11 protein-coding genes are annotated in these 14,438 nt (G+C 56.9%); 2 read left to right on the top strand and 9 right to left on the bottom strand.

Translation table 11 applies throughout. The features are described 5' to 3' along the window. Positions 1–12 precede the first annotated feature (12 nt). Positions 13–1,116 (top strand): type 1 fimbrial protein, encoded by a 1,104-nt coding sequence (locus ABLU87_RS14280; protein ID WP_025107685.1) that lies wholly within the window; start codon positions 13–15, stop codon positions 1,114–1,116. A gap of 38 nt (positions 1,117–1,154) precedes the next feature. Here ABLU87_RS14280 and actP read toward each other — a convergent pair whose 3' ends face one another. From actP to acs, 3 genes are all read right to left on the bottom strand, one after another. Then, the gene (gene actP, locus ABLU87_RS14275) at positions 1,155–2,804 is read right to left on the bottom strand and encodes a cation/acetate symporter ActP (RefSeq protein WP_025107684.1); all 1,650 of its coding nucleotides are present in this window, start codon (positions 2,802–2,804) and stop codon (positions 1,155–1,157) included. Continuing rightward, a complete protein-coding gene (locus tag ABLU87_RS14270; protein WP_025107683.1) occupies positions 2,801–3,115 on the bottom strand; it encodes a DUF485 domain-containing protein in 315 nt (104 codons plus the stop codon). Before ABLU87_RS14270 ends, actP begins: the two co-directional genes overlap by 4 nt. 180 nt (positions 3,116–3,295) lie before the next feature. Then, the gene (gene acs / locus ABLU87_RS14265) at positions 3,296–5,254 is read right to left on the bottom strand and encodes an acetate--CoA ligase (RefSeq protein WP_047724829.1); all 1,959 of its coding nucleotides are present in this window, start codon (positions 5,252–5,254) and stop codon (positions 3,296–3,298) included. A 411-nt stretch (positions 5,255–5,665) separates the two neighbouring features. On the opposite strand from acs, the gene gltP reads away from it, so the two are divergent. Continuing rightward, positions 5,666–6,979: a glutamate/aspartate:proton symporter GltP gene (gene gltP, locus ABLU87_RS14260; RefSeq protein ID WP_004109428.1), complete on the top strand. Its 1,314-nt coding sequence runs from the start codon at positions 5,666–5,668 to the stop codon at positions 6,977–6,979. Between the two features lie 36 nt (positions 6,980–7,015). On the opposite strand, the gene ABLU87_RS14255 is transcribed toward gltP, so the two are convergent. The 6 genes from ABLU87_RS14255 to alsA form a co-directional block, all read right to left on the bottom strand. Beyond that, positions 7,016–7,699: a tetratricopeptide repeat protein gene (locus tag ABLU87_RS14255; protein ID WP_014837150.1), complete on the bottom strand. Its 684-nt coding sequence runs from the start codon at positions 7,697–7,699 to the stop codon at positions 7,016–7,018. Positions 7,700–7,903: 204 nt separating this feature from the next. Next, positions 7,904–10,051: a formate dehydrogenase subunit alpha gene (fdhF, locus tag ABLU87_RS14250; protein ID WP_077598876.1), complete on the bottom strand. Its 2,148-nt coding sequence runs from the start codon at positions 10,049–10,051 to the stop codon at positions 7,904–7,906. 256 nt (positions 10,052–10,307) lie between these two features. Beyond that, positions 10,308–11,219 (bottom strand): allose kinase, encoded by a 912-nt coding sequence (gene alsK, locus ABLU87_RS14245; protein WP_122117787.1) that lies wholly within the window; start codon positions 11,217–11,219, stop codon positions 10,308–10,310. Then, on the bottom strand, positions 11,203–11,898 hold the full coding sequence (gene alsE / locus ABLU87_RS14240) for a D-allulose 6-phosphate 3-epimerase (protein WP_032695089.1): 696 nt from the start codon (positions 11,896–11,898) through the stop codon (positions 11,203–11,205). Before alsE ends, alsK begins: the two co-directional genes overlap by 17 nt. A gap of 10 nt (positions 11,899–11,908) precedes the next feature. Continuing rightward, positions 11,909–12,889, bottom strand: coding sequence for a D-allose ABC transporter permease (alsC, locus tag ABLU87_RS14235; RefSeq protein WP_014837152.1), 981 nt, complete (start codon positions 12,887–12,889; stop codon positions 11,909–11,911). Further along, positions 12,868–14,400, bottom strand: coding sequence for a D-allose ABC transporter ATP-binding protein AlsA (alsA, locus tag ABLU87_RS14230; protein WP_025107678.1), 1,533 nt, complete (start codon positions 14,398–14,400; stop codon positions 12,868–12,870). Before alsA ends, alsC begins: the two co-directional genes overlap by 22 nt. Positions 14,401–14,438 lie beyond the last annotated feature (38 nt).

The raw sequence follows: 14,438 nt of genomic DNA, 5'->3' as shown, positions 1-14,438 counted from the left end.
CAGGGAAGAACTATGAAGACGTTAATTTTATTGCTGCTGGCCTGCTTATTACCGGCTTACAGTTGGGCATGCCAAACGGGTGCAAACTCGGGCGATATCGCTTTAACTAATTTACCTCCACAGATACTGGTTAATGCTGGTAGCTACTCGGCGGGGACCATCCTTTATGATTCAGGGCAGATAACGCATCCAACCACCTCCATTACGGATTGTCGGGGTTGGTTATATGCACTGTTCGGATGGAGCTCGGGGAATGCGGGCACCTTAGTGGGGGATAACATCTACTCGACCTCCGTGCAGGGTATCGGTATTCGCGTCAAATTCTGGCTCAATATCACGGGTGAATATGGTGGTGATAACGATGATTTTAATGCTGACTACAGCGTTCATCATATCGGTGATGCAGACTTGTATCTGGGAAAACCTAATGGATCTTTTGATGACAAGGCAAGCACATATTATGCGCCAACGTACCAGGTCCAGCTTGTGGCAACGGGGGGAGCTATTGCCAGTAACAGCACGCTGACGCTGGCCGATCCGATTTCCACGGTTTCTATTCTGGATCTTGACGGAACGATGGCTATTTCCCAGCTGCACGTGACGGGCTCGACAAAAATCCAGCTGACCCCGATGGGGTGTTCGGTTGATTCGACCGCGCTGAATTTCCAAATGGGCTCAGTGAAAACAAGTGAGTTTAATCTTTCTAACAAAGCTGGCTCAGCTCAGCAAACGCTGACCCTAACCTGTGAGCCGGGAACATTCGTGGCGATGCGCGTTACGGCGCCAGAAGCGGAGGGTGATAATTCCGATCATACCGTTATTGCGTTAACGTCCGGCGAAAACGTAGCGACCGGCGTTGGAGTACAGCTGAATCTTTATAACACACCATTAATCGTGAATAATGCAATCTACAGGGTATTTTCAGAATCGAAAAGAACGACTGTGACCAACCCCGGCTCGGAGGCCAGCTATACAATATTCACCGATCCTGATAATCCCGGCGGGGCGGCGGCATCGAACGTCCTGACGTTTACCGCGAACTATTACAAAACCGGATCTAACGTGACGCCAGGCACCGCGAATGCGAGCGGAACGATAACCTTTATCTACCAATAAAATATTCCCCGACCGGCAGGCCGGGGAACGGGCAATGATTAATGCGCCTGGCCTTTCTCGATGCCGATACCGGTCTGCGAACGGATAAACTGAGCGCGGAACAGCTCGCGCTCGCGCGCGCCTTCCGCTGAGCTATCGGTGGCGGAGAAGAACCAGATACCGATAAAGGCCACGGCGATAGAGAACAGCGCCGGATATTCATACGGGAATATCGCCTTTTCGTGACCGAGGATCTGCACCCAGATGGTCGGGCCGAGGATCATCAGAATCACCGCGGTCAGCAGACCCAGCCAGCCGCCAATCATCGCCCCGCGGGTGGTCAGCTTCGACCAGTACATCGACAGCAGGATAATCGGGAAGTTACAGCTGGCGGCGATGGAGAACGCGAGGCCGACCATAAAGGCGATGTTCTGATTCTCGAACAGGATGCCCAGCAGAATCGCCACCACGCCGAGGATCAGCACGGTAATCTTCGACACCTTCAGCTCCTGACGCTCGGTCGCCCCTTTACGGAACACGTTCGCATACAGGTCGTGAGAGACCGCCGACGCGCCAGCCAGCGTCAAGCCAGCGACCACCGCCAGAATAGTGGCGAAGGCCACGGCGGAGATAAAGCCGAGGAACAGGTTACCGCCGACCGCGTCCGCCAGATGCACCGCCGCCATATTGTTACCGCCGATAAGCTGACCGGCCGCGTCTTTGAACGCCGGATTCGCCCCCACCAGCATGATGGCGCCGAAGCCGATGATAAAGGTCAGAATATAGAAGTAGCCCATAAAGCCGGTGGCGTAGAACACGCTCTTACGCGCTTCTTTGGCGTCGCTCACGGTGAAGAAGCGCATCAGAATATGCGGCAGACCCGCGGTGCCGAACATCAGCCCGAGGCCTAGCGATAGCGCCGATATCGGGTCTTTCACCAGTCCGCCGGGGCTCATAATCGCCGAGCCTTTCGGGTGGACCGCCATCGCTTCGGTGAACAGATTATTGAAGCTGAAGCCGACGTGCTTCATCACCATAAAGGCCATAAAGCTGGCGCCGAACAGCAGCAGGACGGCTTTGATAATCTGCACCCAGGTGGTGGCGAGCATGCCGCCAAAGAGGACGTAAAGCACCATCAGCACGCCGACCAGCACCACCGCAATGTGGTAGTTGAGGCCGAACAGCAGCTGGATAAGCTTACCCGCGCCGACCATCTGGGCTATCAAATAGAGCGCCACCACTACCAGCGAACCGCAGGCGGAGAGGGTGCGGATCGGCCCCTGCTTAAGACGATAGGACGCTACGTCGGCAAACGTGTAGCGGCCGAGGTTACGCAGGCGTTCGGCGATAAGAAACAGAATAATCGGCCAGCCGACGAGGAAACCGAGCGAGTAGATCAGCCCATCGTAGCCGGAGGTGTAAACCAGCGCGGAAATGCCGAGGAACGAGGCCGCCGACATAAAATCGCCGGCAATCGCCAGCCCGTTCTGGAAACCGGTGATATTGCCGCCCGCGGTGTAGTAATCGCTGCGCGAACGTACGCGTTTTGAGGCCCACCAGGTGATATAGAGCGTCAGGGCGACGAAAATCAGGAACATGATAATCGCCTGCCAGTTGGTCGGCTGGCGCTGTACCGCGCCGGTGAGAGCATCCGCGGCATTGACGGTCAACGGGAGCGTGGCGGCGAGCGCCGTCAGGACTTTCTTCATGATGCTTTTACCTCGCTGAGAACGCTTTTCGTCAGCCGATCAAATTCACCATTTGCCCGCCAGACGTATATTCCGGTTAAGACGAAAGAGATAACGATCACGCCGATACCAATCGGAATACCCCGGGTGACGCTGGTTCCCGCATGCAGCGGCGTGCCCAGCCAGCCGGGGGCGAAGGCGATAAGCAGAATAAAGCCCACATAAATCACCAGCATAATCAGTGACAGGATGGCGGCAAACCTTTGCCGGGCTGCAACAAGCTCCTTAAAATGCGCACTATTTTCTATCCGCTGACAAATCTGTTCGTTCATCGTAGCGTCTCCAGAGGTTCCCTTTCGTCATTCACGCGCCGGTCGTCGGCAACACTCATCCGCCCGGCAGTTAACTGTCGGGAATCAGCCTGTTTACCGCTTTCCTGCTACCTGAAATCCTTGGGGAGTCGTAATTATATCCTCTCCCCTGGTGGGGAGAGGGTGTAGGGGATCGTTGGTTTACGATGGCATAGCGATGGCCTGCTTCTCTTCGAGCAGTTTTTCCACCACGCCAGGATCGGCAAGCGTTGAGGTATCGCCGAGGTTACTGGTATCGCCCGCGGCAATTTTGCGCAGAATGCGGCGCATGATTTTGCCCGAACGGGTTTTTGGTAACGAATCGGTCCAGTGCAGCACGTCCGGCGTCGCCAGCGGGCCAATCTCTTTACGTACCCAGTTGCGCACCTCGGCGTACAGCTCCGGCGTCGGCTCTTCGCCATGGTTGAGGGTCACGTAGGCGTAGATGGCCTGGCCTTTGATGTTATGCGGAATGCCGACCACCGCCGCTTCGGCGATTTTCGGATGCGACACCAGCGCCGATTCAATTTCGGCGGTACCCAGACGGTGGCCGGAAACGTTCAGCACGTCATCGACGCGGCCGGTGATCCAGTAGTAGCCATCTTCGTCACGGCGCGCGCCGTCGCCGCTGAAGTACATATTTTTAAAGGTGGAGAAGTAGGTTTGTTCGAAGCGTTCGTGGTCGCCAAACAGCGTGCGCGCCTGGCCCGGCCAGGAATCGGCGATCGCCAGGTTCCCCTCGGTCGCGCCTTCCAGCGGCGCGCCTTCGTTATCCACCAGCACCGGCTGGACGCCGAAGAAGGGACGCGTGGCGGAACCGGCCTTCAGCTCGATAGCGCCGGGCAGCGGGGTGATCATAAAGCCGCCGGTTTCGGTCTGCCACCAGGTGTCCATCACCGGGCACTTCTCGTTGCCGATCTTCTTCCAGTACCACTCCCAGGCTTCCGGGTTAATCGGTTCGCCGACGGAGCCGAGAATGCGCAGGGAAGAGCGGTCGGTGCCTTCGATGGCCTTATCGCCCTCCGCCATCAGCGCGCGGATCGCCGTAGGGGCGGTATAAAGAATGTTGACCTGATGCTTATCGACCACCTGGCACATACGCGCCGGGGTCGGCCAGTTCGGTACGCCTTCGAACATCAGCGTCGTCGCGCCGCAGGCCAGCGGGCCGTAGAGCAGGTAGCTATGGCCGGTGACCCAACCGACGTCGGCGGTGCACCAGTAGATGTCGCCCGGATGATAGTCGAACACGTATTTAAAGGTTGACGCCGCATAGACCAGGTAGCCGCCGGTGGTGTGCAGCACGCCTTTTGGCTTACCGGTCGAACCGGAGGTATAAAGGATAAACAGCGGATCTTCGGCGTTCATCTCTTCGGGCTGGTGTTCCGCGCTGGCTTTCTCGATCAGATCGCTCCACCACAGATCGCGGCCTTCCTGCCAGTCGATTTTGCCGCCGGTACGTTTGAACACCACCACGTTTTCGATGCTCTTCACGTTCGGATTTTTTAGCGCGTCGTCGACGTTCTTCTTCAGCGGGATCGCGCGGCCGGCGCGCAGCCCTTCATCCGAGGTGATCACCAGGCGAGAGTTGGAATCGATGATACGGCCGGCGACCGCCTCCGGCGAGAAGCCGCCGAAAATGACCGAATGGATAGCGCCGATGCGCGCGCAGGCCAGCATGGCTACCGCCGCTTCCGGCACCATCGGCATATAGATAGCCACGACATCGCCCTTTTTAATGCCCAGATCGAGCAGGACGTTGGCAAAGCGGCAGACATCGCGATGTAGCTCGCGATAAGTGATGTTTTTGCTCTGGCTGGCATCGTCGCCTTCCCAGATGATGGCCGTCTGGTCGCCGCGCTCCGCCAGATGGCGATCGAGGCAGTTAGCGGCGAGGTTCAGCGTACCGTCTTCATACCACTTAATGGAAATATTGCCCGGCGCGAACGAGGTGTTTTTCACGCGCGTATAGGGTTTTATCCAGTCAAGGATTTTGCCCTGCTCGCCCCAGAAGGCGTCAGGTTCGGTGACGGACTGCTGATACTGCGCCTGGTACTGTTCCGGGTTAATCAGGCAACGTTCCGCAATATTAGCGGGAATAGAGTGTTTATGTATTTGGCTCATGGCTTTTTTTCTCCTGTAGGTTGTTAAATATATGTCAAATAAACGTTAATAGTAGGGGCTTTGGCGGCTTTGTTTGCTATTTGGGGGGCAGATCACGCAATAATTAAATTGAATGAAAAGCAATCAAATGAAACTTTGATATGAAATAATTTCTGAAGTGGATTTATAGAAAATGAATATATTAAATATTTTTTATAACAAATACTTATGCAACATAAGGTGGGGATATTAGCGGGTTTATGCATAAAACCAGAGTAAACCGCTGTTCTTAAAGACTTGCGCAGCATGCCGTGCAAATGATACTGATATTGCGCGTTAAATAACCCTATAAAGCAACGCAACACAATTCATACCCCTTTCAGTGGGTGCCATTACCTCCCGGAATGGCGCTTTTCATCGAGGAAGTCTGTAGTGAAGAAAAAAACAAAAGTCAGCCTGGCCTGGCAAATTTTGCTGGCTCTGGTGCTGGGCATACTTCTGGGCAGTTACCTGCATTACCATGCCGAAAGCCGTGACTGGTTAATCTCAAACCTGCTGACTCCGGCAGGCGATATCTTTATCCATCTGATTAAAATGATCGTCGTACCGATCGTCATCTCGACCCTGGTGGTCGGTATTGCGGGCGTGGGCGATGCGAAGCAGCTGGGCCGTATCGGCGCGAAGACCATTATCTATTTTGAAGTGATCACCACGGTGGCGATCGTGCTGGGGATTACTCTGGCTAACGTCTTCCAGCCGGGGAGCGGAATCGATATGTCGCAGCTGGCGGCGGTGGATATTTCGAAATATCAAAACACCACGGCGGAAGTGCAGAGCCACGCGCATGGCCTGATGGGCACGATCCTCTCGCTGGTCCCGACCAATATCGTGGCCTCGATGGCGAAAGGCGATATGCTGCCGATCATCTTCTTCTCGGTGCTGTTTGGTCTGGGCCTCTCCTCGCTGCCCGCCACCCATCGCGAACCGCTGGTAACGGTGTTCCGCTCTATCTCTGAAACCATGTTCAAAGTGACGCACATGGTCATGCGCTATGCGCCGGTGGGCGTGTTCGCGCTGATTTCGGTGACCGTGGCGACCTTCGGCTTCGCCTCGCTGTGGCCGCTGGCGAAGCTGGTGATTCTGGTTTATTTCGCCATTCTGTTCTTTGCGCTGGTGGTATTAGGCATCGTGGCGCGGGTGTGCGGACTGAGCATCTGGACCCTGATCCGCATTCTGAAGGATGAGCTAATTCTGGCCTATTCTACCGCCAGCTCCGAGAGCGTGCTGCCGCGGATTATTGAGAAGATGGAAGCCTATGGCGCGCCGGCGTCAATCACCAGCTTCGTGGTGCCGACCGGCTACTCCTTTAACCTTGATGGCTCAACGCTGTATCAGAGCATTGCGGCGATCTTTATTGCCCAGCTGTACGGTATCGACCTCTCCATCTGGCAGGAAATTACCCTTGTGCTGACGCTGATGGTGACGTCGAAAGGGATTGCCGGCGTACCGGGCGTCTCCTTCGTGGTGCTGCTGGCGACGCTGGGCAGCGTGGGCATTCCGCTGGAAGGTCTGGCGTTTATCGCCGGCGTTGACCGTATCCTCGATATGGCGCGTACCGCGCTGAACGTGGTGGGCAACGCGCTGGCGGTGCTGGTTATCGCCAAATGGGAACACAAGTTTGACCGCAAAAAAGCGCTGGCGTACGAGCGTGAAGTGCTGGGAAAATTTGATAAAACGGCGCAATAAAACAGAAAGCCCGGTGACATCGCACCGGGCTTTTTCTTATCTTTTACTGATCCTGTCGAACTCTTCACAGCCGGTATCAAACCCCTCCTGACAGCTGACGTTGAGCCAGTGCAGCGCTTTCTGCTTGTTGGGTTCGATAAAGCCTTTTTCCCCCTGCTGGAAAAGCATCCCGGCCCAGTATTCAGCGTAGCCGGTGCGGGAGAGGGCAGAGCTCTCTTTAAAATACTGCGTCGCCTTTACGTCATCTTCCGGGGGATGAACGCCGCTGGCGTAGATCAGCCCCAGCAGCATCTGGGCGTCGACGGCTGAATCGCTTTCCGGATCCTGGGCGGCATGCTGTAACAGGGAGATGGCGTGCGGATAGTTCGGCGTACCGGCCTGCTGGTTCACCAGCACCCGGGCGAGGACAATTTCTCCCGCCCTACTGCCGGTCTGCACCGACTTTTCCGCCAGCGCTTTCGCCTGGCGGTAGTCGGCCTGCTGCGGATTGCGGATTTTGAGCTGAGCCAGCAGCGCCAGCGCATCGCCGTCGCCCTTGTCTGCCGCTTTCTGCGCCCAGTATTCAGCCTGCGGAAAATCGCCGAAGCTGACGTAAGTGTCGGCCAGGTAGTACTGTGCGCGCGGGTCGCCCGCTTCGGCCAGCGGTTTGTACTGGCTGCCGGGTTCCATGGCGCCTGCGGCGACGCTTGCCATCACCAGCAGTAAATAGAGGTATTTCATTTTTTATTATCGGTAGAGGACATAGCGAGCAGTATAAAGGCAGGTGAAGGAGAAGAAAACGACGGGAACGAGTGGGGGATATGAACGTTTTACTCGAACCATCGTGCCGTCTGTTTCCCGGGTTGCGGCGTAAAAGCCTGACCCGGGCTACCGATTGTGTAGCCCGGACAGGTGCGAAGCACCGCCTCCGGGGAGGCGGCCTGATTAGCCCATCGCGCTTTCGCGCAGGCGGGTTTTCAGCTTATTGTACTCGTCAATTACGTACTGCTCGGCGGCCCGCTGGTCGGCAATCGGCTCAACGTTGACGGCGCAGTACTTGTACTCCGGCGTTTTGGTTATCGGGCTCAGGTTCTCGGAAACCAGCTCGTTACAGGCGCCAATCCACCACTGGTAGGTCATATAGACCGCCCCTTTATTCGGACGATCGCTGACCTGCGCGCGGGTGATAATACGGCCCTTACGCGAGTTCACCCACACCAGCGCCTCATCCTCAATGCCCAGACGTTCGGCATCAGCGGTATTGATCTGCGCATAGCCCGGTTCATCCGCCAGCGCGGCCAGCGCCGCACAGTTGCCGGTCATCGAACGGCACGAGTAGTGGCCGACTTCGCGCACCGTCGACAGCACCATCGGGTATTCGTCGGTGAGCTTATCAATCGGCGCGACCCAGTCGCAGGTGAAGAACTGCGCCAGACCGTTCGGGGTATCGAACTTCTCTTTAAACAGATAAGAGGTCCCCTGGTCGGCGTCGGACTCATCGCGGCACGGCCACATGACGTAGCCCAGCTCGCCCATTTTCTCGTAGGTGGCGCCGTAGAAATCCGGGCACAGATGACGCAACTCGTCCCAGATTTCCTGAGTGTTGTTGTAGTGCATCTTGTAACCCATCCGGGTGGCGATTTCGCTGATGATCTGCCAGTCGGTTTTCAGGTCCCACTTCGGCTCTACCGCTTTAAAGAAGCGCTGGAAGCCGCGGTCCGCTGCGGTATAAACGCCTTCGTGCTCGCCCCACGAGGTGGAGGGCAGGATAACGTCGGCCGCTGAGGCGGTTTTGGTCATGAAAATATCCTGGACGATAACCAGTTCCAGATCGTCGAAAGCCTTACGCACGGCGGACAGCTCGGCGTCGGTCTGGAGCGGATCTTCCCCCATGATGTATGCCGCCCGCACTTCGCCATGCGCCGCGCGGTGCGGAAGCTCGCTGATGCGGTAGCCGGTGTGCGCCGGCAGGCTGTCGACGCCCCAGGCTTTGGCGAACTTCTCGCGGTTTTCCGGGAATTTAACGTACTGATAGCCCGGATAGGTATCCGGCAGCGCGCCCATGTCGCAGGCGCCCTGAACGTTGTTCTGGCCGCGCACCGGGTTGACGCCGACGCTCGGCTTGCCGAGGTTGCCGGTGAGGATCGCCAGGCTGGTCAGCGAACGTACGGTCTCTACGCCCTGGTAGAACTGGGTGACGCCCATGCCCCACAGGATGGCGGCGGATTTCGCGCTGGCGTACATGCGGGCGCAGGCGCGGATCTCCTGGGCACTCACGCCGGTAATCTCTTCCACCGACTCCGGCGTATAGCCTTCGACGATTTTGCGATACTCTTCGAAGCCTTCGGAACGGCTGGCGACGAAAGATTTATCGTAGAGATCCTCTTCGATGATCACGTGCCCGATAGCGTTGAGCAGCGCGATATTCGAGCCGTTCTTCAGCGCAATGTGCATATCGGCGATGCGCGCGGTTTCGATTTTACGCGGATCGCAGACGATGATTTTCGCCCCATTGCGTTTGGCGTTAATCACGTGATTCGCCACAATAGGGTGTGAATCTGCCGGGTTATACCCGAAGATAAACACGAGATCGGTGTTGTCGATCTCGGTGATGGCATTACTCATAGCGCCGTTACCGACCGATTGGTGCAGACCTGCAACCGATGGGCCGTGTCAGACGCGAGCGCAGCAGTCGACGTTATTGGTACCAATAACGGCGCGCGCGAATTTTTGCATCACATAGTTGGTTTCGTTACCCGTCCCGCGGGACGAACCGGTAGTCTGAATCGCGTCCGGGCCATACTTCTCTTTAATGGCGCTGAGGCGAGTGGCGACGTAATCGAGCGCCTCATCCCAGGAGACGGATTCCAGCTTGCCGCCGCGCTGGCGACGGATCATCGGGGTTTTCAGGCGCGGGGTAAGGATCTGGGTATCGTTAATGAAGTCCCAGCCATAATAGCCTTTCAGACACAGGGTTCCCTGGTTGGTTTTCCCCTGTGCCGCCTCCGCCCGAACGATTTTGCCGTTATCGACCACCAGGTTGATTTTGCAACCTGATGCGCAATACGGGCAAACCGTGACGACTTTTTTCATCGGTCTTGCTCCAGTTAATCAATTGGCGCATACGCGCTATCGCGCCGTCACTATGCATCTTCTATGCCATGTTTTCACTGTGGGTATTGACTGATGATACGTCGTTTTTTTGGGCGAAATGCTGACGAAAAACAGGCTATCGTCAGTTTTGACGTGTCGACGCGGGCGCCTGTGACGCGGCCGGGTAGCCCGGCCAGGCGCGCAGCACCGCCGCCGGGGGGGAAGAGGCAGGTCCGGGCTATTGGCGTTACCTCGGCTAGCTTAAATACCGGCTTCTCGCCAGCGCCGCCGCGCCCTGAGCGCCGTTAAACGCGGAAGAGGAGGCGGCGATAAAGCGTACGGCCTGATACGGCAGCGGACGGCGGACGTAGGTTTTGATCATGGCGATGACGGCTTCACGCGGGAAGGCAGGCATATCCATCACGCCGCCGCCGAGGATCACCGCATCGGGGTCGAACAGGTTGATGCTGGTGGCGATGGCGCGGGCGGCGTGGTTTAGCAGCTGCTGCACAAACGGCTCCCGCGCGGCGTGAACGAACAGCTCGCCCAGTTCATAGGCGCGCGGCTGCTGTTCATACCAGCGCTTTAGCGCAATCCCGGAGCAGACGGTTTCCAGACAGGCGGGGTTGCCGCAGGCGCAGGTGAGGGCGTCATCGCCCTGCGGAATATGCCCCAGCTCGCCCGCCACGCCGTGGGCGCCGGTCCACGGCCCGCCGTTCAGCCAGACCGCGAAGCCCATACCGGTGCCAAGATAGGCCGCCAGCACCTCCTGCTCCTGCAGGCCGTTCTGCTGCACATCAAAAGAGAGCTGCAGATTCACATCGCGGGAAAACTCCACCGGGCAGCCCAGCGCCGCTTCCAGCCGCTCGGCCAGGTTATACAGGTCGTCGGCGGCCAGCGGCAGATTGGGCGTTGAGATAATCGTCCGCTTGTCTTTTGCCACCAGCGCCGGAAACCCCATCACCAGCCCGCAGCAGTGGGCGTCGTGCTGGGTCAGCTGCTGCTGCAGCAGGTTTTTAATACCGTTGACCAGGCCGTCGGCGCTAATCACGTCGGCGGTGCGCCGCTTTTCGCAGTGCAACGCTTCGCCCTGCGCCGTTTGCAGGTAAAGCCGGATATGGGTCGCGCCCATATCCACGCCCGCGACGACGTTACGCTGTTTTTGCATGAGGCAGTACCTCGCGTTTTGCCGTCAGGATCTGCTCTGCCATGATCTGCCACGCGTCTTCTATCTTATCGGCGTGATTGAAGAGGCCAGAGGTGCCGACGATAAAGACGTCCGCGCCCGCCGCCATCAGTTTTTGATAGGTGGCTTTATTGCAGGAGCCGTCGATTTCGATCTCGTAGCTCAGCCCCTCGCGCTCGCGCCAGGCTTTCAGTTCGGCGATTTTTTCCAGCATCTCCGGGATAAACGGCTGCCCGGCGAAGCCCGGATCGACGGTCATCACCGTGATTTTGTCGGCTTTATGAATGTAGTACTTCATGGTCTCAACCGGGGTTTCCGGGTTAAGGATCAGTCCGACCTTCATGCCGTGGCGACGGATCTCTTCGATCAGGCGGAAGGCCTGGCCGTTAATCGTTTCCGGATGCAGGGTGATAAAATCCGCCCCCGCCTGCGCCAGCTGGCTAATGTAGTCCTGCGGGCGGGTGACCATCAGATGGCAGTCCAGCGGTTTGCTGGCCAGCTTTTTGACCTGGCTGACGAAAAAAGGCGACAGGGTCAGGTTTGGTACAAAATGACCGTCCATAATGTCGATGTGAAAATAGTCTGCGTGCTGGTCGATAAACTCGATCTGTTCTTTGAATTTCAGCAGATCCATACACATTAAAGAGGGAGCAATTTTCATGATAAATTCCTTACTTACTGATAAGACGGTCGAGGGCGACAGCCGCGATGATTAATCCGCCCATTACCACCAGCTGGTAGTAGGTTTGTACTTGCAGGATGTTCAGTCCGTTGTTGATAGTGCCGATAATCAGGCCGCCGATGACCACCGAGAAGATGCGTCCTTTACCGCCGAAGAAGCTGGTGCCGCCGATGATGGCGCTGGCGATGGCGTAGGTTTCAAAGCCCATGCCGGCCAGCGGTTCCGCCGCCCCGAGGCGGGCGGTGGAGACCACGCCGGCCAGCCCGGCGCAAACGCCGGAAATGATGAACACCAGCAGCATGTGGAACTTGACGTCGATGCCGGAGTAGAAAGCGGAGTGCTTGTTACCGCCCAGCGCGTAGATGTTGCGGCCCACGCGCATACGGGTGGTCAGGAACCACAGGATCACCGCCACAATCAGCGAGAAGATCACCGGAACCGGAATGCCCAGCGGCGTGGCGGCGAAAAAGTTAACGAAATCAAACGAAAACCCGTACACCGAGTTGGCATCAGAGATCACCAGCGTGATACCGCGGAAGATGGCGTTGGTGCCGAGGGTAATAATGAACGGATGCAGGCCGGTCCAGTTGACCAGGCAGCCGTTGATGGCCCCCAGCGCGCCGCCGACCAGCACGCCGCCAATCAGCGCCGCGAGGAACGGGTCGACGCCCGCCAGCATCAGCTTCGCGGTGACCATCCCGGAGAGCGCGAGGATCGCCCCGACCGACAGGTCGATCCCGGCGACGAGGATCGCGAAGAACTCGCCCATGCCGATCAGGACGGTGACCGAGCTCTGGACGAAGATCTGCGTAATATTGTTGGTCGTCAGGAAGTACTCTGACGACAGGGTGCCGAAGATGGCGACGATGATGGCGAGAATAAAAAAGGTGCCGTATTTATCCCAGAACAGCGCGAAGTTAAACGGTTTTTTCTCGCCCATCTCGCCTTTCACTCTTGTGGTAGTGCCCATGCCATAATCTCCTCTTCGCTCATGTCGTCGCGATTGGTCAGGATTTGCGTCAGTCGCCCTTCGCAGAACACGGCAATGCGGTCGCAGACGGCGATAATTTCAGGTAGTTCGGACGACACCATCAGGATGACTTTTCCGTCATCGGCCAGCTGGCGCATCACTTTATAAATTTCGGCTTTTGCGCCCACGTCGATACCGCGCGTCGGCTCGTCAAAAATGATCACTTCGGGGCTGCAGCATAGCCATTTGGAAATCAGCACCTTCTGCTGGTTGCCGCCGGAGAGCTCGGTGATGTTTTGATCGACCGAATGGCACTTCAGCGCCAGCAGCTTGCGCTGCTCCTCCGCCGTTCTGCGTTCGTCGCCTTCGCGGAACAGCCCCATGGCCCCTTTGTAGCCGCCGCGCTTCAGGCTCTGGCTGACCGCCATATTCTGAGCGATGGAAAAATTGGGGAAAAAGCCGTTTTCCCGGCGGCTTTCGGTGATATACCCCATGCCTTTCTTTAAGGCGTCGAGCGGCGAGCGGGGCGAGATCGCGTTGCCGTTGAGGTATATTTCACCGCTGCTACGCTTATCTACTCCAAACAGGCAGTCCATCAGCTCGGTGCGCCCGGAGCCGACCAGCCCGGCAAAACCGAGAATTTCGCCGCGATTCACGCTAAATGAGATATCGCGTACCTTTTTCTTGTCATGGCTGGTGACGTTTTTCACTTCGAACACCGTCTCGCGGGCGATGTTGCCGGTGCTCTCTTTCATGGCGTTGAAGCGGTTTTGCAGCTCGCGGCCGACCATCAGGCGTACGATGTCGTCGTTATTCACTTCGCTGACCTTCCCGCTGCAGACGCTGCTGCCGTCTTTCATCACCGTGTAGCGGTCGCAGATGCGGCGTATTTCCGCCAGCTTGTGCGAGATATAAACAATGGCGGTGCCCTCTTTACGCAGCTGGTTCATGATCAGGAACAGATAATCCACCTCTTTATTGGTCAGCGAGGAGGTCGGTTCATCCATGATCAGCACTTTAGCGTCGAGCATCAGCGTCTTGGCGATCTCCAGCATCTGCTTGTGGCTGATGGAGAGATTCGCCACCTTTTCGTCTAAATCGATCTTCAGCCCGACGCGCAGCAGCATCATCGCCGCCCGTACGCGCATTTCCTTCCAGTCGATAACGTTGACGCCGCAGACTTTTTTCGTCAGATGGCGGCCAATATATAAATTCTCCAGCACCGTTAATTCATCAATGACGCTGAGCTCCTGGTAAATAATACCAATGCCGAGCTGGGCCGCTAATTTATGGTCAAGCTTGTGGTAGTTAACGTTATTAATCGTAATGGTGCCTTTGGTCGGTTCATGTATTCCCGACAATACTTTCATCAGCGTTGATTTACCGGCACCGTTTTCCCCTAGTAACGCATGTATTTCATGGGGGTAAATAGTTAAATCAACCGATTTTAATGCGTGAACCGGGCCAAAGGATTTGCCGATCCCCGCCATTGAAATATATGGCGTGAGCATAGAAAATTTCCTTTATTACCGCTGCGTGATTTCCCCTC

Source organism: Klebsiella sp. CB_Kp196 (assembly GCF_040061575.1).
Lineage (GTDB): Bacteria > Pseudomonadota > Gammaproteobacteria > Enterobacterales > Enterobacteriaceae > Klebsiella > Klebsiella michiganensis.
This window is presented reverse-complemented; position numbering and strand designations above follow the sequence as displayed.

What these genes read in the sequence shown, in the direction of transcription:
- ABLU87_RS14255 (WP_014837150.1), bottom strand. Translation starts at nt 7,699, where the DNA reads ATGAAATACCTCTATTTACTGCTGGTGATGGCAAGCGTCGCCGCAGGC.
- alsE (WP_032695089.1), bottom strand. Translation starts at nt 11,898, where the DNA reads ATGAAAATTGCTCCCTCTTTAATGTGTATGGATCTGCTGAAATTCAAA.
- alsA (WP_025107678.1), bottom strand. Translation starts at nt 14,400, where the DNA reads ATGCTCACGCCATATATTTCAATGGCGGGGATCGGCAAATCCTTTGGC.
- alsK (WP_122117787.1), bottom strand. Translation starts at nt 11,219, where the DNA reads ATGCAAAAACAGCGTAACGTCGTCGCGGGCGTGGATATGGGCGCGACC.
- alsC (WP_014837152.1), bottom strand. Translation starts at nt 12,889, where the DNA reads ATGGGCACTACCACAAGAGTGAAAGGCGAGATGGGCGAGAAAAAACCG.
- ABLU87_RS14280 (WP_025107685.1), top strand. Translation starts at nt 13, where the DNA reads ATGAAGACGTTAATTTTATTGCTGCTGGCCTGCTTATTACCGGCTTAC.
- actP (WP_025107684.1), bottom strand. Translation starts at nt 2,804, where the DNA reads ATGAAGAAAGTCCTGACGGCGCTCGCCGCCACGCTCCCGTTGACCGTC.
- ABLU87_RS14270 (WP_025107683.1), bottom strand. Translation starts at nt 3,115, where the DNA reads ATGAACGAACAGATTTGTCAGCGGATAGAAAATAGTGCGCATTTTAAG.
- acs (WP_047724829.1), bottom strand. Translation starts at nt 5,254, where the DNA reads ATGAGCCAAATACATAAACACTCTATTCCCGCTAATATTGCGGAACGT.